We start from the raw sequence: 21,739 nt of genomic DNA on the forward strand, positions 1-21,739 counted from the left end.
TCAGCCTTTGGCGCGGTAGCCGTATAGCCAGTCGAAGTCCTTCAGGAAGGCTTCCCTCGGACGTGTCGAGAAGACGAAGTCCCGGGCAAGCCGAACCGGGCCTGTGGCGTGATAGGCGAAACGATTGAGAGAGGCCCGCTTGCGGGCCTTTTCTATGCGCGGCAGACGCAGGGCTTCGAAGGCGGCAAGGGCCTGTGGTACGGGCAGGGATGTTCCGGTCAATGTGCCCGCCAGTTCAAAAGCATCCTCGATGGCCATCGCCGCCCCCTGTGCGGCAAAGGGCATCATCGCGTGGGCAGCGTCGCCGATCAGCACCGTATCGCGACCATTGTGCCAGCGTCCGGCACCGGCCTGATAAAGTGGCCAGAAGGTCGGATTTTCCGACGATGCCAGCAGCCGAACGATATCCGGGCTCCAGCCGCGAAACTGCGCGAGCAGCATGGCTTTCTGTTGGCCGCTCGATTCCGCCCGCCATGTTGCGCCGGGATCGGCGCCGAGTGCGATGGCCACAATGTTGAAGCCGCCGACTTCCTTCAGCGGGTAGGCGACGATATGGCCACCCGAACCGAGATAGGCGGTGACGGCGCTTTTGTTGATGGCTGACGGCACATCTTTTGCCGCGACCGTGAAGCGCCAGGCAATATTGCCGGAGAAGGTGGCAGTGGGGGCGGAGGGGACAGCGAAACGGGCCGCGGACCAGACACCGTCTGCGCCGACGATCAGGTCGTGATCGCGGAACGTGGTTGCAGCGATGACGTCTGTCGTCGCGTTTTCGATACGTTTGCCAAGATGCAGGCGGCAGAGCGGATTGCGTGTTACCGCATTGAGAAGCGCGTTTTGCAACGTCGAGCGATGCAGCACGCCATAAGGTGCGCCCCAGCGTGTGCGGGCCGTCGCACCCACGGGCAAGGACAGCAACCTGGCAAGCGATTTGCCATCGGCCAGATCGACACTGACCGGCTCGGTCCAACGCGCCTTTATCTCAGCCATCACGCCGAGTTCGGCAAGGATGCGGGCGGCATTGGGCGATACTTGCAGGCCCGCACCGACTTCCGTCAGTTCGCCGGCCTGTTCAACGATGTCAGAGCTGATGCCCTGGCGGGCAAAAGAAAGCGCTGCGGTGAGACCGGCGATGCCGGCACCGACGATGGCTACGGATTTGATGGGCATGTCGCGCCCCGATCAGGAAAGGTGGAAGGTCAGGCGGCCTTCACATGGAAGACGCATCCTGGAGGATTGGTCTGCTCGGCCTTCAGCGACGGATTGTAGCGGTAAAGGGTGGAGCAATAGGAACAGACCTTCTCGTTGTCGTCGCCCATGTCGATGAAGATGTGGGGATGATCGAAAGGCACCGAAGCGCCGGTGCACATGAATTCCTTGACGCCGATCTCGATCACGCTGTGTCCGCCATCGTTCTGGAAGTGGGGAATGGAATGCCCGGCCATGTTCGTCTCCAAATGCAATATCGTGGTTAAGCCGCAGGTCGTCATCGAGCATGGGCTTATTGCTGCGGATATGTAGCCTCAAACGCATTGCATCTCCATAAAAATCGTCAGGAAAACATGTTCAAAATTGCGATTTCCTGCCATATGGTCCGGCAAAAAGGATGTCCTTGATGAATCTCAACATGCCGCAATTTTCCGATTTTTCCCATGACGGCCTTCGCCTTGCCTATTTCGATGAAGGTGATCCGGCGGGCGATCCGGTTCTGTTGATTCACGGCTTTGCCTCCAGCGCCAACGTCAACTGGGTGCATCCAGGCTGGCTGAAAACGCTTGGTGACGCCGGTTACCGGGTGATTGCCATCGACAATCGCGGCCATGGCGCAAGCGACAAGCCGCATGATCCGCAAGCCTATTATCCGCCCGTCATGGCCGGCGATGCGGTGGCGCTGCTTAATCATCTCGGCATCGCGGAGGCTCATGTGATGGGCTATTCGATGGGCGCACGCATTTCGGCCTTTCTGGCGATGGCGCATCCGGAGCGTGTCCGCTCACTGGTTTTCGGCGGACTTGGCATCGGCATGGTGGAAGGTGTGGGCGACTGGGATCCGATCGCCGAAGCGCTGCTGGCACCCTCGCTCGATGTCGTCACGCATGAGCGCGGCCGCATGTTCCGCGCCTTTGCCGACCAGACGAAAAGCGACCGGCTGGCGCTTGCAGCCTGTATCGAGACGTCGCGTGTCCTCGTCAGCCGCGAACAGGCCGCAAAGATAGATGCGCCGACGCTGATCGCGGTCGGAACCAATGACGATATCGCCGGATCGGGTGCCGAACTTGCGGCGATCATGCCGCATGCGCGCGCTATCGACATTCCCGGCCGTGACCACATGCTGGCCGTTGGCGACCGGGTGTTCAAGGCGGCGGTTCTGGAATTTTACCGCAGCCTTTGATGGGTGACGGCAAGAAACGGTTTTTCATGCTGCATGAAGAAAAACTGAAGCCTTGCCGCCTTTAAAGTCGTCATTCGAATCCCATTTCTTATGCACGTCTTTTTCTGTATAAAGAACGACTACTGCAAACGAGGAGACCATTCATGGTCGCACGTACCGAGGCCCGTCAGCCGGAACAGCTGGCGATCGTCGATCCGATCTGGGGCAGCCTGCTGCATGAAGCGCGAAGCGCAGTGGCGCAGGACCCGCTGCTTTCGGCTTTCCTTTATTCGACAATCCTCAATCACCGGTCTCTGGAAGAATGCGTGATTTATCGCATCTGTGAACTCCTCGATCATCCCGATATGCAGGCCGTTCTTCTGCGCCAGACCTTTCAGGACATGCTGGATGACTGGCCCGAATGGGGCAGCGTGCTGCGCGTCGATATCCAGGCGGTTTACGATCGTGATCCGGCCTGCACGCGCTTCATGGAGCCGCTCCTTTATTTCAAGGGGTTTCAGGCCATCCAGACGCATCGCCTTGCCCATTGGCTGCTGCAAAAGGGCCGCAGGGATCTGGCGCTTTATCTGCAAAGCCGCTCGTCCAGCATTTTCCAGACGGATATCAATCCGGCAGCACGCATCGGCAAGGGTATCTTCCTCGATCATGCCACCGGGCTTGTGGTCGGCGAGACGGCCGTTATCGGCGACAACGTTTCCATCCTGCATGGCGTGACGCTTGGCGGCACCGGCAAGGAGGGGGCGGACCGTCATCCGAAGATCGCCAATGGCGTGATGATCGGAGCGGGCGCGAAAATCCTCGGTAATATCGAGATCGGCAGCTGCTCGCGCATCGCCGCCGGTTCTGTGGTGCTGAAGCCGGTCCCGCCGAAGACCACCGTTGCCGGTGTGCCGGCGCGGGTGGTGGGAGAGGCAGGGTGTTCCGAACCCTCGCGCCTGATGGATCAGGTCATCGGAGCCGATATCTGACGGGTCCGATATTTTCTCAATTGTCCGTGTGGAAGGCTCCGCGTGAAAGACATGGCCTGTGAAAGACATTGGCGATGTGCCGCTTTCACTTTACTTTCGCCTTTGTCCCATGCCAAAAGCGGCGCAACCCGAACCGCACAGGAGAATAGTGGTGAAAGCCGACGAAATCAAAAAACTCGACGCCTATTTCAAGCGCACCTTCAATGAAAAGATGGTTGTGAAGGCGCGTCCCCGTAAGGACGATTCCGCCGAAGTGTATCTTGGCGAAGAGTTCCTTGGCGTTGTCTACATCGATGACGAGGACGGCGACCGCTCGTACAACTTCTCCATGGCAATCCTCGACGTCGATCTTTGATCGTCACTGCCCGGTGACGGGTGTTTTCCCGGATTAATAGTCGCCCGCGGTGGTTCACGCCGCGGGCGATTTGTTTTTGCGGTCGGTGATACGCATCATCAAGCGGCTTTGCGGCCGCAACGTCACCCTCATCAGTGGCTCTGCCGGACTTGCCGATCTGTTTTCGAGATGGACGTTCTGCAACAGCACCGCCAGGATCGACACGGCCTCCATCATCGCAAATGCGTTGCCGATGCAGACACGCGGACCTGCACCGAAGGGCATATAGGCGTAACGGTGACGCGCCTTGGTCTTTTCCGGCTCGAAGCGGGAAGGGTCGAAACGTTCCGGTTCGTCCCACAGCGCCGTGTGCCGGTGGACAGCGTAGATCGGCACATAAAGAACGGTTCCGGCAGGAATATCATGGTCGCCGAGCTTGAAATCCTGCAACGCCGTGCGGGTAACGACCGGGGCAGGTGGGTAAAGCCGCATCGCCTCGGAAAATACCTGTCTGGTATAGGTCAGTTGGGCGATGTGCTCTGCGGCGACGGGATTTGCACCCGTGACGGCTGCGATTTCCTCAACGACTTTCCGCTCCACGTCGCTGTGTTGCGACAGCAGATTGAACGTCCATGCCAGACCGAGCGCAGTCGTTTCGTGACCGGCGGTGATGAAGGTGAGCAGATTGTCGATGATTTCCTTGTCGCTCATCGTGCGTCCCGTCTCCGGGTCCTTCGCCTGAAGTAGCATGGACACCAGATCGTGTCTCTCGACGGGGTTCCGCCGCCGGTCCGCAATCACCGTCGACAGGCTGGAGCGCAGATAACCGACAGCGGCCCGGGCCTTGCGACGGCCGGGGTGAGGGAGCCATTCCGGTGCGCCCAGCATGGCGAGCGCGAAGGTCCAGCCTGTCGGTTTCAGATAGTCGGTGATGCTTTGCTCCACGCGCCCGATATCGATCCCGTGGCCGCCGGACATCATGGTCTCAACGATGATGTCGAAGGTGGTCCGCATCATTTCATGGCCGATATCGATGTCAGCGAAAGGAGATACGCGCCAGCGCCTGCCGGTTCGCTCCGCCGCCTCGATCATGACGGGCAGCAGTTCCAGCAGCTTTTCGTGCCGGAAGGCGGCGGCAACGGATTGCCGTTGCCATTTCCAGTGATCGCCATCGGCGGTCAGAAGGCCCTGTCCGAGAGCGGGGCCAAGCGCGCGGCGCACGTCCTCACCCTTGCCGAGCAGATGGGCGTTCTTGACGAGGGCCTCATGAATAAGTGCAGGATCGGCAAGATGGACGCGCATCGTACCGCCGACACGGATAAACACCGCCGGTTCGTTGAAAATCTCCGGTGGCAATGCGTTCAGCGGATTGCGGATGAGTGAGAGGGCCAAACGTGCTGTGGCGAATTTCGATACGGGTGCCGCAGCGGATGTATCCGGGAGCGGGGTGCGAAGGTCGGTTCCGGGCATGGACAGGTCCTTTATTCGCGTTGAACACTCAAATTTATTTGTTAAGGTGTGTACCTTATTTTATTCATTTAAGGTGTGCACCTTAGGTTTCAATAGCGGGGTCCGATATCAATGAAGAAAAGCGAGGCCGGACGATCGACGGGGCGTCCTTCCCCCACACGACAGAGAATAATCGCTGCCGCACTCCAACTATTTAACGAGAGGGGGCCTGATCACGTAACCACAGCCGAGATCGCAAGGGCAGTGAATATCAACGAGGGTAATCTTTATTATCATTTCCGCACCAAGGAGGCATTGGTGCTGGCGCTGTTTGCCCTGTTCGAGACCGACGCGCTGGCGGTTGTCGCAAAGATTGACGAAGAGGACGAAGTAGCCGCATCGACATATGCTGGCTTTTTGCGGCTCTGGTTTTCGCTGGTGTGGAACTACCGCTTTCTGTTTCGTGATTTTGTCGGCCTTCTTTCCTCCGCGCCTGCGCTGGTGGAGCCGGTTCGCGGCATAAGCGCGGCAATGCGATTTGCCGTTGATGATATCGTCAGCCGGATGGAGAGGGCAGGGCTTGCAGAGATTCCAGAAACCGAGCGGGCGGCCCTTCTTACCAATCTATGGATCGTCTCGACCTATTGGGCGGCCTATCTCAACCTTCAGGAAGGGGTCACCGAATTCGGGCCGCAGCAACTGAACTGGGGACTTCGGCAGGTGTCCAGCCTATTTCGACCCTATCTCTCACCATTGGCCACCTCCGAGCTGGAGGCGCTGCTTGAAGTTGATCCATGATTTCACCTGATGGTGATAATGTGGCTGCGGGCAAAAACGCCCGCGACAATATTCTATCGCGGGCGTTTCCCATCTCGCGGGTCTTAAGCCGCCGTTATCAGGCCGACTTCAGCAGATCGCCGTGCGGATCGAGCACGAACTTGGTTGCGGCACCCTGGTCGAAGCTTTCATATCCCTGTACGGCGTCGTCGAGTGCGATGATCTTGGCGTTGACGATGTCGGCAATGGGCAGGCGGTCGTGCAGGATCGACTGCATGAGCTGGCGATTGTATTTCAGCACCGGCGTCTGGCCGGTATGGAAAGATTGTGCCTTGGCCCAACCGAGGCCGAAGCGAAGCGACAGGCTGCCCTGTTTTGCTGCGGCATCGACCGCACCTGGATCTTCGGTGACGTAAAGGCCGGGAATGCCGATCGAGCCGGCGGCACGGGTGATTTCCATCATCTGGTTGAGAACGATGGCCGGCTGTTCGCCGCCCGAATGGCCCCGCGCTTCGAAACCGACGGCATCGATGGCGCTGTCGACCTCGTTGGTGCCGACGATCTCGGCAATCATGTCGCCCAACCGGTCACCCTTGGAAAGATCGACGGGCTCGAAGCCGACCTTGGCGGCGTGCGCAAGGCGATCCTTGTTGAAATCACCGATCATGACGACGGCGGCACCGAGAATACGGGCAGATGCGGCAGCCGCCAGACCGACCGGACCGGCGCCCGCGACATAGACCGTGGAGCCGACACCGACGCCGGCCTTGACCGCGCCATGAAAGCCGGTCGGCAGGATGTCCGAGAGCATGGTAAGGTCGCGGATCTTGGACATTGCCCTGTCGCGGTCGGGAAATTTCAGAAGGTTGAAGTCGGCATAGGGAATGGTGACGTATCTCGCCTGTCCGCCGATCCAGCCGCCCATGTCAACATAACCGTAGGCGCCGCCGGCACGGGCGGGGTTCACCGTCAGGCACACACCGGTATCCTGCGACTTGCAGCAGCGGCAGCGACCGCAGGCGACGTTGAACGGCACCGAGACGATATCGCCGATATCAAGCATCTCGACGTCGACGCCTTTTTCAATGACTTCGCCGGTGATCTCATGGCCAAGGACGAGGCCGGGCATCGCCGAGGTGCGGCCGCGCACCATATGCTGGTCCGAACCGCAGATATTCGTGGAAATAACCTTGAGAATGACACCGTGCTCGATACGGCGGCCATCCGGCGCCTCCAGCTTCGGATCATCGATGTCGCGGACCTCGACCTGGCCGGGGCGCAAATAGACGACGCCTCTGTTTTTGCTCATATCCATCTCCTCCTTGGGTTGAACACCAATACCGGCCCGCTCCTCCGCGGACAGGATATCGTCAAAACTCATGCGCGAACCCGTATGCGGCTCGCGTGGAATCTCAATCGGCGAAGGGATGGAAAGAAGAACAATCGGCGCGTCTGGACAAACGTCGCCTGCCTCTTGATCACCGCCCGCCGCAGATACCCGGCATTACGCCGGATATGTGCAGCAAACCATTTGGCGGGCGATGTGGCGGTCGGGAATACGACAACGCCTATAGCCGCAACGACACCGGCTCTCGCCAGATGTCACGGTGGCGTTATCTGTCGATCGATTTTCTCAGGCGCCCGGCGGCATCCTGAATATATTGCCAGGCGACGCGACCGGAGCGGCCGCCGCGCGTGGTCGCCCATTCCAGCGCCTCGTGATGCAGGGTTTCGCGATCAAGGCCGAGATCGAAATGTTCGGCATAGCTGTCAATCATCGTCAGATAGTCTTCCTGGCCGCATTTGTGGAAGCCGAGCCACAGGCCGAAGCGGTCCGACAGCGAGACCTTTTCCTCAACAGCTTCTGAAGGGTTGATGGCGGTCGATTGCTCGTTCTCCATCATGTGGCGCGGCAGAAGATGACGGCGGTTGGACGTGGCATAGAACAGCACATTGTCCGGACGCCCCTCTATGCCGCCATCGAGTGCTGCCTTCAGCGACTTGTAGGCCGTGTCGTCGTGATCGAAAGAGAGGTCGTCGCAGAAGACGATGACGCGTTCGCCGGAAGCTTTCAATATATCCAGCAAGGCGGGCAGGGTGTGGATATCTTCGCGATGCACCTCGACCAGCTTCAAGGGAACGCCGCTTGCGGCGCGCACATCTTCGTGAACGGCCTTGACCAGCGAGGATTTGCCCATGCCGCGTGCGCCCCAGAGCAGCACGTTGTTGGCGGGAAAACCATCGGCAAAACGCAGTGTGTTCTCGTGCAGGATATCGCGCACATGATCGACGCCGCGAATGAGTTTCAGCGCAATGCGGTTCGGACGTGAAACCGGCTGCAGAAAGGAATTGACCGGCGTCCAGACAAAGCAATCCGCCGCATTCCAGTCGTTCACGGCAGGTGCCGGGCCTGCCAACCGTTCCATGGCGACGTTAAGCCGGCGCAGTTCGGCAAGAAGCAGGGTGGCCGTCTCTTCTCGAATCATGGTGTTTCTTCCGCTTATCCGATGTTCATAACGATGTTTTCAACCCGGCCTAGCATGGCGTTTCAGGCCCATAAAGGTTAAGAGGTCCGGAATCGGTACGGCGTGGCTTCTGCATCTGTTGCATTCCCGGCGTTCCCCACTATATTCCGGCGGCTTGAAAGCTGGGGCGGCATACGAGGTCGTGCTGTAATCGTTGAGGAGTTTTATATGTTCATTAGTCAAGCTTTTGCCCAGGACACGGCGGGCGGCGCGTCTGCATTCGGTTCCGGCCTTGAGATGCTTTTCCTGTTTGCACCGCTTATGGTGGTCTGGTACTTTTTCCTCATTCGCCCGCAGCGCGCGCAGATGAAGAAGCGTCAGGAAACGTTGACCAATATTCGCCGTGGCGATCAGGTCGTTCTTGGTGGCGGCATCGTTGGCAAGGTGACCAAGGTCATCGACGACAATGAACTCGAAGTCGAAATCGCCGAAGGCGTGAAAATCCGTGCCGCTCGTGCTTACATTGCCGAAGTGCGCGTGAAGGGCGAAGTGGTCAAGACGGAAGCCGCTTCCTGATCCTGCCGGATAATTGAACGTCCGCTTCCGAATTTGACGGGTTGCGCATCGCGCAACCCCAACCCTGACCGAGATCGAAATGCTTCATTTTTCCCGTTGGAAAACAGTCTTTATCTGGTTGCTTGTGCTGGCAAGCGTCTTCATCGCATCTCCCAACCTGTTTTCGGACAAACAGCTGGAGGGCATGCCTGCCTGGTACAAGGACAACAAGGTAACGCTCGGTCTCGACCTTCAGGGCGGCTCGCACATCATGCTCAAGATCGAGCGTTCCGACATCGTCAAGGAACGGCTTGAAACGATCGTGGGTGACGTGCGCACGCAGCTTCGCGACGCCAACATCCGCTATTCGGGGCTTACGGGCAACGGCCAGCAGATCCAGGTTCGCATCAGCGATCCCGCTCAATATGAAGCGGCGAAAACCGCGCTTCGCGACCTGACGCAGCCGGTGTCCGCCGGAACGCTGGTCGGCGGTTCCATCACAGAAGTGACGATGAACGACGGCGGCGACAATCTGCTGCGGCTCAACCTGACCGATGAAGGCGTGGATTATCGCCTGTCCTCGGCCGTGTCGCAGTCCATCGAAGTCGTGCGCCGCCGTGTTGACGAAGTCGGCACCACCGAACCTCTCATCCAGCGTCAGGGTTCCGACCGCATCATCGTACAGGTGCCGGGCCTCCAAGATCCGCAGCGCCTGAAATCGCTTCTCAACCAGACGGCAAAGCTGTCCTTCCGCATGGTCGACACCACCATGCCGGTGCAGGAAGCGATGAATGGCCGTCCGCCTGCGACCTCAGAGGTTCTTTATTCGCAGGACGATCCGCCGGTTCCCTATCTGGTGGAACGCCGCGCGCTCGTTTCCGGCGACAACCTCGTCGATGCGCAGGCAAGCTTCAACCAGCAGACCAACGAACCCGTCGTCACCTTCCGTTTCGACAGCCGCGGAGCGCAGCGCTTTGCGCAGGCGACGCAGCAGAATGTCGGCAAGCCTTTCGCCATCGTACTCGACAATCAGGTCATTTCTGCACCTGTCATCCGTGAGCCGATCATCGGCGGTTCGGGACAGATTTCCGGTAGTTTCTCGGTTCAGGGCGCCAACGACCTTGCAGTCCTGTTGCGTGCGGGCGCACTTCCGGCCACGCTGACCGTGGTTGAGGAACGCACCGTCGGTCCGAGCCTTGGTAACGACTCCATCACCGCCGGCCTCACGGCAAGCGCCATCGGCGCCGTCGGCGTCCTCATCTTCATGTTCGTCTTTTATGGCTTCTTCGGCCTGCTTGCGAACATCGCCCTCATCGTCAACGTGGTCATGCTGATCGCCGTCCTCAGTGTGATCGGATCTACGCTCACCTTGCCCGGTATTGCGGGTATCGTCTTGACGATCGGTATGGCGGTGGATTCCAACGTTCTGATCTACGAGCGAATACGCGAAGAGGTGAAGAGCGGAAAACCGCTGATCCAGTCACTGGATAACGGTTTCACACGCGCCTTTGCGACCATTATCGACGCCAACCTGACGACGCTGATCGTTGCAAGCGTGCTGTTCTACATGGGCACGGGTCCCGTCAAGGGCTTTGCCGTCACGCTTGCGGTCGGTATCATCACCACCGTCTTCACGGCCTATACGCTGACGGCCTGGATGTTTGGCTACTGGGTTCGCCGCAGCCGTCCGAAACATCTGCCGAAGGGTGTACGCACCGCCATGTTCGACGGTCGCGACATTCCGTTCATGCGTTATCGCCGTGTGGTTTTCATGATCACCGGTGTGATCATGCTCGCCTGCGTCGGCGGCTTCGTGGCCAAGGGCCTGAACCTCGGCATCGATTTCCAGGGCGGCTCGGTTATCGAAGTACGCGCCAAGCAGGGTGAGGCCGATCTCGCAGATATTCGCGAGCGCCTGAACCAGCTGAACCTCGGTGAAATCCAGGCACAGAATTTCGGCACGCCGCAGGACGTTCTCATCCGCATTCAGGCGCAGGACGGCGGCGAAAATGCCGAGCAGTCGGCAATCACCCTGGTGCGCGGCGAGTTGCAGGACAAGTATGATTTCCGTCGCGTGGAAGTCGTTGGTCCGGCCGTGTCCGGTGACCTGACCGTGACCTCCACGATCGGCGTTGTGCTCGCCATGGCGGCGATCATGATCTACATCTGGGTTCGCTTCGAGTGGCAGTTTGCACTGGGTGCGGTCATCTCGATGGTGCACGACGTGGTCTTCACCATCGGCCTGTTCGTCTTCCTGGGTATAGAGTTCAACCTGACCAGTATCGCAGCGATCCTGACGATCATCGGTTATTCGCTGAACGATACGGTGGTCATCTACGACCGTGTCCGTGAAAACCTCCGGCGATACAAGAAGATGCCACTTTCGATGATCATCGACGTCTCGCTGAACCAGACCCTTTCGCGCACGATCCTTACCGGTCTGACCGTGCTTCTGGCACTGCTGGCACTGTATCTGTTCGGTGGCGAGGTCATTCGTTCCTTCACCTTCGCCATGTTGTTCGGCGTCGGTATCGGCGTGTTCTCCTCGGTCTATATCGCGGCTCCGGTGCTGATCGCCTTCAAGCTGCGTCCCGACAGCAAGGATGCGGAAGACGAGAAGGATGAGAAGTCCGGCAATGCCATCGGCGGCAAGCCTGCCGTCTGATGGCCGGCGGGATTGAAATACGCCCGGCCCATTTTCCCGGCCGGGCGCCCATCGATGCCTATGGCAATGGCGGTTTCCGTTTCGCCGACATGTCGCACCGCGGCTCTCTCCTGTTGTTGCCTTCCGGCATTCACGGCTGGAGCCCGGTTGATGTGAAAGAAATGACGCTTGAGCATTTCGACAAGGTTCTGGCTGATGCGCAGGATATCGAGGTGCTTTTGATCGGCACGGGTGATGGCATGCGGGTCTTGCCGAAGGAATTGCGCGAAGCCTTCAAGCAAGCGGGCATTTCGGTCGATCCGATGAGCACGGGTGCTGCCGTTCGCACCTATAATATCATGCTTTCGGAATCGCGCGCCGTGGCTGCGGCGCTGATTGCCGTCGAAGGCTGACAGGACGTTTCGCACGGGGAAACATGGCACCCACAGAGAATCTAGACGTCTGCCTCGCGACGCTGCGCGACACCGATCGCGACCGCTATCTCGCGTGCCTTCTGTCTCCGGCCGACAAGCGCGCAGCGCTTGCCGCGCTTTATGCCTTCAATGCCGAAATTGCCCGAATCCGCGATTCCGTGCGCGAGGCGCTGCCTGGCGAAGTTCGTATGCAATGGTGGCGCGATCTCCTTGATGGCAATGCGCATGGGGACAGCCAGTCTCACCCCGTTGCTGCCGCTCTTTTGTTGGCGATCGAGCAATATCGCCTGCCGCGACCGGTTCTTGCCAATATGATCGAGGCGCGCATCTTCGATCTTTATGACGATCTGTTCGTGGATCGTAACGCGCTCGAAGGCTATGCGGGGGAGACCGCCTCGGCACTGATCCAGCTGGCGAGCCTTGTGCTTTCGCCGGAAGACACTCCAGCAAGTGCGGAAGCTGCGGGACATGCGGGCGTTGCGCAGGCCATGGCCGGCATTCTAATGCTGATGCCGCTGCACCGTCGTCGTGGGCAGGTCTATATCCCTGCGGATATGCTCGCGGCTGCTGGGCTTGATCGCGAGACGTTTCTGGAAGGCGACGACAAACAACGCATCGGCATCGCCATCGAGATTTTTGCAACGCACGCGCTTGATCACATCGAGAAGGCGAGACGCGCCAAGATGTCCCGGAATGTCTTTGCGGCCTATCTTCCCGTTGCCTTGTCCGGCCCGGTCATCGCCGCTGCCAGAAAGGCGGGAGCGGGCGTGTTTGAAGGCGAAGTGCAACTGTCGCAGCTTCGCCGGCAATGGCTGCTGGCAAAGGCGTCTTTCCTCAAGCGTTTCTGATTGCTCGACCTGCACATCGCGCAGACAGATCGGAGCAATTTTCGCGTCGAGGCCGGAGAGCCACACTTCACGCAAGCCTCGGTGTTTAAGAGCTTGAGCCGGGTTCGCATCGTTTCGATTCGCGAATCGCGATGTTTCGGTGCTGAGGGAGCCTTCCCGCATGAATATGGCGGTCTGGATAATCGTTTTCGTGCTGCTTGCGGTCTTCGCTGTTTATGCCTGGCGCATGACACGGGCAACGGATGAGGACAATAACCACGATGTGGGGCAGGCGATCATGGATTTTGCCCGCGCGTTTCCCACCGAGGCGATCAGAAGCCTGCATATGACGGTGGATGGCGGCGCAGCCTTCGTGCGGCTGCACGACAACAAGGCCGGCTTCATGCGCAATATGGGATCCCATTATGTGTGCCTGATGATCGATCCCGAGCGGATAAGGGTCGAGAGTCTGGAAAGCGGTGACGGTTTCGTCGTCACGTTTTTCGATACGCCGAAATATAGCGGCTCATACCGCTTCAAATCCGCCGGAGAGGCCGCCGAGGTTTCACTGTGGCTGCTCGGTAGCCTTGTGGAGGCGCAGGACCATCACGACTAAGGACCGCAGCCCTCGGGCGCCTGAAAGCGTTCTGGGTGTCATTGTCCGTCGAGCGGCGGGTTCGCTTCCGTCTGTACACGCTCGCGCCAGATGATGAAAAGGCCGGATGCAACGATGATAAGGATGCCGAGCCATTTCGATGGCGTCGGAAAATCCGAAAACAGCGCATAACCGAGAACCGTCGCCGAGATGATTTCGAAATACTGGAATGGTGCCAGAAGCGACAGCGGCGCCAGCCTGAAGGCCCTGACGATCAGGAGATGCATATAGCCGGATATCGACCCTAACACGATGAGCAGGGTGAGGGTGAAGCCGGATTGCGGAAGCGAGATCGCGAAATCCTTGTCACCGTAGGCGTCGCCGGCCAGAAGGGCTGCCGCCATGAACACCGTGCCGGCAATGCCGGACATGGTCTGCATGACAAGCGGACTGTCGGCATCGCCGATAGCGCGGTTAAGGAACAGGTAGAGCGTGTAGAGAAATGCGCAGGCGACCGGCAGGAGCGATGTCCAGCCGAAAATCTCAAAACTCGGCTGAATGACGATCAGAGCGCCGCCGAAACCCACCGCAATCGCTGTCCAGCGTTTCCAGCCGACCCTGTCGCCGAGGAAAAGGGCCGACATCATCGTCAGCATGAATGGCTCGACGAAATAGATGGCAAAGACATCGGCGAGTGGCATGTATTTGACGGCGGCGAAGAACATCAGGCTGGCACTGGCATGCAGCACGCCGCGCAGGCAGTTCATCCACGGTCGTCTGGCGCTGAACAGCGCTTTGGGTGAGACCAGCAGCAGCAGGGGCAGGGTGCACAGAAGCTGGAAAAAGAAGCGGTAGAAAGTGACCTGCGCCGGTGACATTCCGCCGCTCACCGCCATGTATTTGGCGATGGCATCCATGACGGGCAGCACGAACATGCAGCCCGCCATGATCATCATGCCCTTGGCGACATCGTTCAAACCGGTCTGGCTGGTCATGGGTAGGGCTGCGCTTTCAACCAAAAGGTCTGACGAGGAAACAGGAGCGCCAGAGGGCGCTCCCCCTCGACGAGGTCAGGCGGCCTTCTGGCGTGGCAGGCTCTTCATATCAATGACGAAGCGATAACGCACATCGCTTTTTATCATGCGTTCATAAGCCTCATTGATCTGATCGATATTGATCATCTCGATTTCGGCGGCGATGCCTTTTTCGGCGCAGAAATCCAGCATTTCCTGGGTTTCGGGAATGCCGCCAATCATCGAGCCGGCGAAGGTCTTGCGGCCGGGGATGAGGCTGAATGCGTGCACCGATAGCGGCTTCTCAGGCGCTCCGACCTGCACCAGTGCGCCATCTCGCTTCAGCAACGCAAGATAGGCGTTGATGTCGTGGTCGGCGGCAACCGCGTCGATGATAAGATCGAGGCTGGAAGCCGCTTTCTTCATCTGGTCGGCATCGCGTGAAACGATCACCTCATGGGCACCGAGCTTTTTCGCGTCTTCTGCCTTGCCGGGGGAGGTGGTGATCATCACGACCGTAGCGCCCATGGCATTGGCGATCTTGACTGCCATATGGCCGAGGCCACCGAGACCGACGACGCCGATGCGCTTGCCGGGACCTGCATTCCAGTGCCGCAGCGGCGAATAGGTGGTTATGCCGGCGCAGAGCAGGGGTGCTGCGGCTGCTGGATCGAGCCCTTCGGGGATCCGCAGCACATAGCGATCATCGACGACCACATGGGCAGAATAACCACCAAGCGTATGTGCGCCGCCGCCCATGGCCTTGTCAGGCGAGTTATAGGTGCCGGTCATGCCGTTTTCGCAATATTGCTCCAGCCCTTCGGCGCAGCTTGCGCATTCACGGCAGCTGTCGACGATACAGCCGACGCCGACGCGGTCACCCGCCTTGAATTTCGTGACCTGCGCGCCCACCCGACCGACGCGGCCGATGATTTCGTGACCGGGGACGCAGGGGTAGAGAGAACCCGGCCATTCGCTGCGGGCCGTATGGATATCGGAGTGGCAGACGCCACAGAACTCGATTTCGATTTCGACATCGCGCGGGCCGGGATCGCGACGCTTGATGGTCGCGAGCTTCATCGGCGAAGAACCGTCATCGCAGGCATAGGCTGACGTTGTGAACATGGTCGTTCCTCCTCTTGTGGTGATCGATATTGCATGCACTTGCAGGCGACAAAAAAGTTGCGGCGGGTTTCAGCCGCCGGAGCCGGCTTCGGGCACTGCCGGGCCAAAGACCTCCTCAAAGGCCTCTCGCAGCAGAACATCGACATCGCCGATCATAACCGGCAATCCAAGATCGACAAGGCTGGTGACGCCATAGGCGCTGATGCCGCAGGGAACGATGCCGGAAAAATGCGCGAGGTCGGGATCGACATTGATCGACAGCCCGTGAAAGCTTACCCATTTGCGCAACCGGATGCCGAGCGCGGCGATCTTGTCCTCGGCCATGCCGCCATCGGGAAGCAGAGGTTTTTCCGGACGCCTGACCCAGACACCAACCCGGTCTTCGCGCCGTTCGCCACGGACATTCATCTTGTCGAGCGTGCGGATGATGACATTCTCCAGCGCGGCAACATAGGCGCGGACATCCTGGCGCCGGCGTTTCAGGTCGAGCATGACGTAAACGACGCGCTGTCCCGGCCCGTGATAGGTATATTCGCCACCGCGACCGGTGGCGAAGACAGGAAAACGCTCCGGCTCGATGAGGTCGGCAACATCGGCGCTGGTGCCTGCCGTGTAGAGTGGCGGGTGCTCCAGAAGCCACACGAGTTCGTCGGCCTCGCCATTGGCTATGGCGGCAACTTCGCGTTCCATCTCTTCTATAGCCAGTTCGTAAGGCACGAGACCTTCCGAGATTCGCCAGCGAACAGGCGGCGAGCCGGGAACGGGCAGCATATTTGTCTCGATATCCGTGCGTGTGAGCATGAAAAAGTCCTTTCCACAGCCTTCTCGCAAAATGATGAGAAGGCTGCAACCCCAGCATTTCCGGGCTTCCTGCATATAGGGTGGGCCGGGCCGATTTTTAATTTCAAAAAACTGTCACGACGCTCTTGTGCACCCAAAATCCTTTTGCTACATGCACCCCCGTCGGCGCAAGTCGACGCCTACCACGATGCGGTCGTGGCGGAATTGGTAGACGCGCAGCGTTGAGGTCGCTGTGGGGCAACCCGTGGAAGTTCGAGTCTTCTCGACCGCACCAAAGAAACCCGCTTCGGCGGGTTTTTTCTTTTTCTGCCAATTGTTTGGCTTTGCTCCTCCCAAAAAAGAAGAAGCAGTTACGTCGATTAAATACGCCTCGGGCGACTTCGACTTGTTTCGTCTCGGCAGCCCGGGCTGTAAAATTTCAGGGCGTCAGATTATCGATCTTGCCGCCATTCGGATGAGATGTTTGCGGCTTAGCGTCTCCCCGCGCGATTGCCGTCACCGACCCGGTAGGGGTCGCCATCCATGACCTGGTCCATCCGCCATTCGTTTCCGCGATAAGGGCTTTGCCACGTCTGGCAGCCAGCTAGAAAGACAGTTGCCGACAGCAACCCAAAAGTAAGAGCGGTTCGCAGCATATGAGCATCCTTCGACATTTCATCTTGCAGTCATGTAGGTGCAAGCGGTCGGCTTTGCGACGCTTTTTTTTGAAATTGTCGTGCTTTCGAAACCGGCATCCGGATCAGGCGCCATTAAATTTCGGTGGATATCGATACACGTTGTAGTAGCCGGTTAAATACCCCCTCAAAACAAGGGGTGGAATATTAGAGGTCTGATGTTAGCGTTTGTCAGAAAAAAAGGTCTGGAGGTTTTCGTGCAGGGGGACAAAGCGGATTCAGACAATGCGCTCGGCTATTATATGTGGAGCATTTCCGACAACAGGTTGATCATGGACACCGTCACCGCGGAGTGTCATGGCTTTTCCGAAGCGGTGGCATCGCGAGGTGTGTCGATTGAGGATATTCTCGAAAGAATAGATGTGGAAATGCGCGATCAGGTGGCGCGGGCAATTTTCGAAAGCATCACTACCGGCGTGTTTTTCGACCAGCGCTACAAGGTGCATCTGCCTGATGGTTCCATCCGCTGGATCGTGGCGAAGGGCAGGGCGATTTTCGATGCTGAAAATACGCCGTTTCTTGGTCTCGGCAGCGTTCGTGATATCACTCTCAAAAAAACCTACCAGTTCGAGCCACGCCAATAGCTACCGAGTGTTATGAAAAATGGCGCAAAAAAAGAGGCGGCTTTCGCCGCCTTTTTCTGTTCGCACGCTACCGTGATATCAGAAGACGGCGAGATATTTCAGCAGCGAAATAATGCCGATGATGATGACGATGACTTGCGCGATCTGTTTCGCGCCGCCGCCGACGGGCAGTCGTGCGATGAGCCACAAGACGAGCACGATCACCAGGAAGGTGATCAGAATGCTGACGAGCGTAGATGTAACCATAGGTCCCAGCTCCCTGAATAATAAAGGTTCAACGGTCGTTCACCGTTGTGTGAGTAAAAAGCGCCAGACAGGTTTTGGTTCCATGCGATTGGTTGCACGCGATTAAATTAGGAATATTTGAATGATAGATGGTGGAAAGGTGAAGTTAAGGCCGGTTGGCGCCACCGCCAAGGTCGGGCGGATTGGTCGCCCACTGATTTCGACAGTGACCGGCGGCGCCCTGGAAATTGTGACGGGTGTCTCTGAACCGGGCTTCAATCCGATCGACCTCCTTTATTCGTCGCTTGCGGCATGCCTGGCGCTCAGCGCCCGGATTGCGGCGAGCCGCATGGGGTTGCTGGACGGCTTCGAGAGCGTGCTCGTTGACGTTTCCGGTGAGAAATCCGCGCAGGAGCCCTATCGCATCATCCGTTTCGATATCAGGATGGAGATTGCCGGGAGTTTCGATGAGGCGACGCGCGCCGCAATTGCCCATGCGGCCGAAGATATCTGCACCGTCAGCAACACTTTGAAGGGCGACGCGGACTTTGCTCTTTCGATCGCTAGCTGATCGTCACGGCTTTCGGGATTTTTCCCATTTCTTCACAAGCCGGTCGCGTTTCAGCTTCGACAGGCGCTTCAGCCAGAACACACCATCCAGCTGGTCGATCTCGTGCTGGATGCAGATGGCGTGAAATCCCTTGGCGCTCTCTCGATGTTCCACGCTCGCTACGTCCTGAAACCTCACCTCGACCTCAGACGGACGTTCCACCTCCTCGGTGAAGCCCGGCATTGAGACGCTGCCTTCCACATGCCGCATGGTCTGCGCGGAGTGACTGACGATTTCGGGATTGATGTATGTCAGCACGGTTCCCGGTGTCAGCTCAAGCACGAAGACGCGCTGTTTTACACCGATGTGAGCCGCTGTGATGCCGACGCCGGGGGCGGCGCGCATGGTGTCGATCAGGTCCGTGACCAGATTTTGCAGGTGGTCGTCAAAAACAGTGACCGGCGCGCAAATCTCTGAAAGACCGGCATGGGGGTAGGGCAGGATCGGCCTGATTGCCAAGGAATGCTCCGTTCGTTTCAGGTTTGGGAGGATAGCGCGGCGAGCGCCTGTCCCTCCGCTGTGACCTCCAGCCAACTGCGCTGGGTGCGGGCGTCGCGTTTCGTTACCCGCACAAAGCGCGGTGACAGGGCGGAGATTTCGCGCAGGACGAGGGCATGCGCAAGTCCCAGCCGATTGGCGATGCTGCGGCTGTCGGTGGCGATATCCATATTGATGGCCAGAAGGATCGCCGCGCCCGTGGCCGAAAGCGCCTGCGACGATCCTTGCACGATCTGCTCCACCGCTGCCATGAAAGCCGCTGCAGATTGTTCCTCACCCATCAAGCCATCCCGTTCAAGAGGCGGAACCGGCAAGCAGGCGGAAGGAGACGAGTACCGATTTCGACGTTGGCGTAAAGCTGCCTTCGCCATAGCTTGACAGCGGCACCAGCACGTTCAGTTCGGGATAATATCCGCCGACACTGCCGCGCGGAATATTGTAGGGGACCAACCGGAAATTTTGAGCGATCCGCTCCACGCCATCGCCATATTCGCCGATGACATCGACGCGCTGGCGGGAGTGGGCGCCCAGCGCTTCCATATCCGCAGGATTCATGAAGATGACCTGACGTTCGCCATAAACACCGCGATAACGGTCGTCCATGCCGTAAATCGTGGTGTTGTATTGGTCGTGGCTGCGGAATGTCTGCAGCACGAAAAGATTGTCGCCCGTGAGCGCCTGCTGATGCTCGGTCTGTTCGGGAAGCGGGCCGCTATAAAAGACGGCCTTTTTTGCCGGCGTGTTCCATTCCCGTTCGGAGGCCGTGTTGCGCAGGCGAAAACCGCGCGGCACGCGGACGCGTTCGTTGAAATTGTCGAAACCGGGGATGACCCGCTCGATCATGTCTCGGATGAGATCGTAATCCTCGGCAAGCGCTTTCCAGTCGACCTGCGCATTGCCAAGGGTCGCTTGCGCAATGCCGGCAACGATGGCGACTTCGGAGCGTAGTTCCTCCGAGGCAGGCGGATTGATGCCGCCGGAACCGTGCACCATGCTCATGGAATCCTCGACCGTGACGATCTGCGGCTTGCCCGCAGAATTACGGTCGATTTCCGTTCGGCCAAGGCAGGGCAGCACGAAGGAGATTTCGCCCGGCACCAGATGCGAATGGTTGAGCTTGGTGGCGATATTGACCGTCAATTTCTGATTTTCAAAAGCCTTGACGATCAGCGGACTGTCGGGCGTTGCCCGCATGAAGTTGCCGCCGAGCGCGATGAAGGTTTGCGCCTTGCCATCCAGCATGGCGGCTACTGCTTCGACGGTGTTGTGGCCGGGTTTGCGCGGCATGGCGACGCCGAGTTCTTTTTCCAGTGCGTCTAGCAGCGCCGGCGGCGCTTTTTCATCGATACCGACCGTGCGATCACCCTGAACGTTGGAATGGCCGCGTACCGGGCAAAGACCGGCACCGGGGCGGCCGATATTACCGCGCAGCAACATGAAATTGGTGATTTCGCGAACCATGATGACGGAGTGGCGATGCTGGGTGACGCCCATGGCCCAGGTGGCGATGACGGAGCCGGCATTCATGTAGATGCGGGCGGCTTCTTCGATTTCTGCGCGGGTGAGGCCGGACTGGTCGAGAATGCTTTCCCAGCTGGTCGCCTCGACGGCATCACGATAAGCCTCGAACTCGACCGCATGTTCGGCGATGAAGTCGTAATCGATGATGGCAGATTCTCCGGCAGTCCTTGCGGCGTCGTCGGCTGCAAAGATCGCCTTGCTCATGCCGCGCACCACCGCCATGTCGCCGCCTTGCCGGGGCTGGTAATAATTGGTGGCGATCTTGGTGTTGCCGCCGGTGATCATCTCGATCTTGTCCTGCGGATCGGCGAAGCGCTCCAGCCCCTTTTCCTTGATCGGATTGAGGACGACGATTTTCGCGCCGCGAAGCGCTGCCCGGCGCAGGTCGCCCAGCATGCGCGGGTGGTTCGTGCCGGGATTTTGGCCGATTACGAAGATCGCGTCTGCCTGCTCGAAGTCTTCCAGGAGCACCGTGCCCTTGCCGACGCCGATCGAGGCTTTCAGGCCGACACCGCTTGCCTCGTGGCACATGTTGGAGCAGTCGGGAAAATTGTTCGTGCCGTAAAGCCGAACCATCAATTGATAGATGAAGGCTGCCTCGTTGGAGGCGCGGCCGGATGTGTAGAATTCCGCCCGGTCCGGGCTGTCGAGGCTGTTGAGAACGCCGCCGATTTCGGCAAAGGCGTCGTCCCAGGAGACCGGCAGATATTTGTCGCTCGCCCGGTCGTAACGCATCGGGTGGGTGAGGCGGCCCTGTTTTTCCAGATCGTAGTCAGACCAGCCGCGCAGTTCGGAGACGGTGCGGGTGGCGAAAAAATCCGGCGGCACCCGGGCTTCCGTCGCTTCCCATGCGACCGCCTTGACGCCGTTTTCGCAGAATTCGAAGGAGGAGCCATGCTCCGGATCGCCCCATGCGCAGCCCGGGCAATCGAATCCATCCGGCTGGTTTGCCTTCAGCAGCGTGCGTGCGCCGGAAATCGGCGCGCCGGATTCCATCAGCCGTTTGCCAACGCTTTTAAGCGCGCCCCAGCCACCTGCGGCGGCGGAAGCCTTGCCGATGAAATCTGTCTTGCTCATTGTCGTGATTTTCCTGAAATTTTCCTGGCCGCCCAGGGATACTTACCGTTTGGCAACGGCCGATCATATATAAAAAAAGCTCTTTCAGAATCGTCTATGGACGACATATGTCAATCTCTATCTTACCGGTTCCGACGGAACGGCAAGGGCTTTCCGGACGTTGTGCGGATT

Annotated in this window: 23 protein-coding genes and 1 tRNA gene; 12 read left to right on the forward strand and 12 right to left on the reverse strand. The window is 58.8% G+C overall.

Annotation, left to right across the window (positions count from 1 at the left end; genetic code table 11):
* Both FB593_RS01875 and FB593_RS01880 read right to left on the reverse strand, forming a co-directional pair.
* Positions 1 to 1,170 carry an FAD-dependent monooxygenase gene (locus FB593_RS01875; protein ID WP_112292183.1) on the reverse strand — a complete coding sequence of 390 codons (1,170 nt, stop codon included), beginning with the start codon at positions 1,168 to 1,170 and terminating at the stop codon, positions 1 to 3.
* 29 nt (positions 1,171 to 1,199) lie between these two features.
* Positions 1,200 to 1,445 carry a zinc-finger domain-containing protein gene (locus tag FB593_RS01880; protein WP_003495891.1) on the reverse strand — a complete coding sequence of 82 codons (246 nt, stop codon included), beginning with the start codon at positions 1,443 to 1,445 and terminating at the stop codon, positions 1,200 to 1,202.
* 170 nt (positions 1,446 to 1,615) lie between these two features.
* Between FB593_RS01880 and FB593_RS01885 the strand changes: the two genes are divergently transcribed.
* The 3 genes from FB593_RS01885 (at position 1,616) to FB593_RS01895 (ending at position 3,715) form a co-directional block, all read left to right on the forward strand.
* Complete coding sequence (locus FB593_RS01885; protein WP_025593509.1) at positions 1,616 to 2,392, forward strand: alpha/beta fold hydrolase; 777 nt, start codon at positions 1,616 to 1,618, stop codon at positions 2,390 to 2,392.
* A 143-nt stretch (positions 2,393 to 2,535) separates the two neighbouring features.
* Entirely contained in the window at positions 2,536 to 3,360 is an 825-nt protein-coding gene (cysE, locus tag FB593_RS01890) for a serine O-acetyltransferase (RefSeq protein ID WP_003515358.1), read from the forward strand.
* A 151-nt stretch (positions 3,361 to 3,511) separates the two neighbouring features.
* A complete protein-coding gene (locus FB593_RS01895; protein WP_003515356.1) occupies positions 3,512 to 3,715 on the forward strand; it encodes a DUF3126 family protein in 204 nt (67 codons plus the stop codon).
* 54 nt (positions 3,716 to 3,769) lie between these two features.
* Here FB593_RS01895 and FB593_RS01900 read toward each other — a convergent pair whose 3' ends face one another.
* Positions 3,770 to 5,164: a cytochrome P450 gene (locus FB593_RS01900; protein ID WP_145166283.1), complete on the reverse strand. Its 1,395-nt coding sequence runs from the start codon at positions 5,162 to 5,164 to the stop codon at positions 3,770 to 3,772.
* A 111-nt stretch (positions 5,165 to 5,275) separates the two neighbouring features.
* On the opposite strand from FB593_RS01900, the gene FB593_RS01905 reads away from it, so the two are divergent.
* Positions 5,276 to 5,941, forward strand: a complete 666-nt coding sequence (locus FB593_RS01905) for a TetR/AcrR family transcriptional regulator (protein ID WP_145166284.1) — start codon at positions 5,276 to 5,278, stop codon at positions 5,939 to 5,941.
* Between the two features lie 97 nt (positions 5,942 to 6,038).
* Here FB593_RS01905 and fdhA read toward each other — a convergent pair whose 3' ends face one another.
* Both fdhA and FB593_RS01915 read right to left on the reverse strand, forming a co-directional pair.
* Positions 6,039 to 7,229: a formaldehyde dehydrogenase, glutathione-independent gene (gene fdhA / locus FB593_RS01910; RefSeq protein ID WP_025593503.1), complete on the reverse strand. Its 1,191-nt coding sequence runs from the start codon at positions 7,227 to 7,229 to the stop codon at positions 6,039 to 6,041.
* A 304-nt stretch (positions 7,230 to 7,533) separates the two neighbouring features.
* Positions 7,534 to 8,406, reverse strand: coding sequence for an ATP-binding protein (locus FB593_RS01915; protein ID WP_013636188.1), 873 nt, complete (start codon positions 8,404 to 8,406; stop codon positions 7,534 to 7,536).
* 207 nt (positions 8,407 to 8,613) lie between these two features.
* On the opposite strand from FB593_RS01915, the gene yajC reads away from it, so the two are divergent.
* From yajC to FB593_RS01940, 5 genes are all read left to right on the forward strand, one after another.
* Complete coding sequence (yajC, locus tag FB593_RS01920) at positions 8,614 to 8,961, forward strand: preprotein translocase subunit YajC (protein ID WP_003515350.1); 348 nt, start codon at positions 8,614 to 8,616, stop codon at positions 8,959 to 8,961.
* A 79-nt stretch (positions 8,962 to 9,040) separates the two neighbouring features.
* The gene (secDF, locus tag FB593_RS01925) at positions 9,041 to 11,605 is read left to right on the forward strand and encodes a protein translocase subunit SecDF (protein ID WP_003515348.1); all 2,565 of its coding nucleotides are present in this window, start codon (positions 9,041 to 9,043) and stop codon (positions 11,603 to 11,605) included.
* Positions 11,605 to 11,997 (forward strand): Mth938-like domain-containing protein, encoded by a 393-nt coding sequence (locus tag FB593_RS01930; RefSeq protein ID WP_145166285.1) that lies wholly within the window; start codon positions 11,605 to 11,607, stop codon positions 11,995 to 11,997. The genes secDF and FB593_RS01930 overlap by 1 nt, the downstream gene beginning before the upstream one ends.
* 23 nt (positions 11,998 to 12,020) lie before the next feature.
* Positions 12,021 to 12,866: a phytoene/squalene synthase family protein gene (locus tag FB593_RS01935; RefSeq protein WP_003515344.1), complete on the forward strand. Its 846-nt coding sequence runs from the start codon at positions 12,021 to 12,023 to the stop codon at positions 12,864 to 12,866.
* A gap of 160 nt (positions 12,867 to 13,026) precedes the next feature.
* Positions 13,027 to 13,461, forward strand: coding sequence for a hypothetical protein (locus FB593_RS01940; RefSeq protein WP_065702494.1), 435 nt, complete (start codon positions 13,027 to 13,029; stop codon positions 13,459 to 13,461).
* 38 nt (positions 13,462 to 13,499) lie between these two features.
* On the opposite strand, the gene FB593_RS01945 is transcribed toward FB593_RS01940, so the two are convergent.
* From FB593_RS01945 to lipB, 3 genes are all read right to left on the reverse strand, one after another.
* Positions 13,500 to 14,435, reverse strand: coding sequence for a DMT family transporter (locus FB593_RS01945; protein ID WP_038491061.1), 936 nt, complete (start codon positions 14,433 to 14,435; stop codon positions 13,500 to 13,502).
* A gap of 75 nt (positions 14,436 to 14,510) precedes the next feature.
* Positions 14,511 to 15,578, reverse strand: coding sequence for an NAD(P)-dependent alcohol dehydrogenase (locus FB593_RS01950; protein ID WP_003515339.1), 1,068 nt, complete (start codon positions 15,576 to 15,578; stop codon positions 14,511 to 14,513).
* Between the two features lie 69 nt (positions 15,579 to 15,647).
* A complete protein-coding gene (gene lipB, locus FB593_RS01955; RefSeq protein ID WP_038491058.1) occupies positions 15,648 to 16,379 on the reverse strand; it encodes a lipoyl(octanoyl) transferase LipB in 732 nt (243 codons plus the stop codon).
* Between the two features lie 189 nt (positions 16,380 to 16,568).
* Here lipB and FB593_RS01960 point away from each other — a divergent pair.
* Both FB593_RS01960 and FB593_RS01970 read left to right on the forward strand, forming a co-directional pair.
* A tRNA-Leu gene (locus tag FB593_RS01960) sits at positions 16,569 to 16,653 on the forward strand.
* A gap of 558 nt (positions 16,654 to 17,211) precedes the next feature.
* The gene (locus tag FB593_RS01970; RefSeq protein WP_003515332.1) at positions 17,212 to 17,637 is read left to right on the forward strand and encodes a PAS domain-containing protein; all 426 of its coding nucleotides are present in this window, start codon (positions 17,212 to 17,214) and stop codon (positions 17,635 to 17,637) included.
* Positions 17,638 to 17,715: 78 nt separating this feature from the next.
* On the opposite strand, the gene FB593_RS01975 is transcribed toward FB593_RS01970, so the two are convergent.
* The gene (locus FB593_RS01975) at positions 17,716 to 17,883 is read right to left on the reverse strand and encodes a Thivi_2564 family membrane protein (protein WP_003502827.1); all 168 of its coding nucleotides are present in this window, start codon (positions 17,881 to 17,883) and stop codon (positions 17,716 to 17,718) included.
* Positions 17,884 to 18,004: 121 nt separating this feature from the next.
* Between FB593_RS01975 and FB593_RS01980 the strand changes: the two genes are divergently transcribed.
* The gene (locus FB593_RS01980) at positions 18,005 to 18,433 is read left to right on the forward strand and encodes an OsmC family protein (protein ID WP_145166286.1); all 429 of its coding nucleotides are present in this window, start codon (positions 18,005 to 18,007) and stop codon (positions 18,431 to 18,433) included.
* Positions 18,434 to 18,436: 3 nt separating this feature from the next.
* On the opposite strand, the gene FB593_RS01985 is transcribed toward FB593_RS01980, so the two are convergent.
* From FB593_RS01985 to FB593_RS01995, 3 genes are read right to left on the reverse strand one after another with little or no spacing between them, the layout of a single operon-like run.
* Positions 18,437 to 18,931 carry a peptide deformylase gene (locus tag FB593_RS01985; protein WP_145166287.1) on the reverse strand — a complete coding sequence of 165 codons (495 nt, stop codon included), beginning with the start codon at positions 18,929 to 18,931 and terminating at the stop codon, positions 18,437 to 18,439.
* Between the two features lie 17 nt (positions 18,932 to 18,948).
* The gene (locus FB593_RS01990) at positions 18,949 to 19,251 is read right to left on the reverse strand and encodes a hypothetical protein (RefSeq protein ID WP_065660927.1); all 303 of its coding nucleotides are present in this window, start codon (positions 19,249 to 19,251) and stop codon (positions 18,949 to 18,951) included.
* Positions 19,252 to 19,264: 13 nt separating this feature from the next.
* Positions 19,265 to 21,568 (reverse strand): FdhF/YdeP family oxidoreductase, encoded by a 2,304-nt coding sequence (locus FB593_RS01995; RefSeq protein ID WP_145166288.1) that lies wholly within the window; start codon positions 21,566 to 21,568, stop codon positions 19,265 to 19,267.
* Positions 21,569 to 21,739: the final 171 nt, after the last annotated feature.

It is taken from the genome of Rhizobium sp. SJZ105 (genome assembly GCF_007828365.1).
Lineage (GTDB): Bacteria > Pseudomonadota > Alphaproteobacteria > Rhizobiales > Rhizobiaceae > Agrobacterium > Agrobacterium tumefaciens.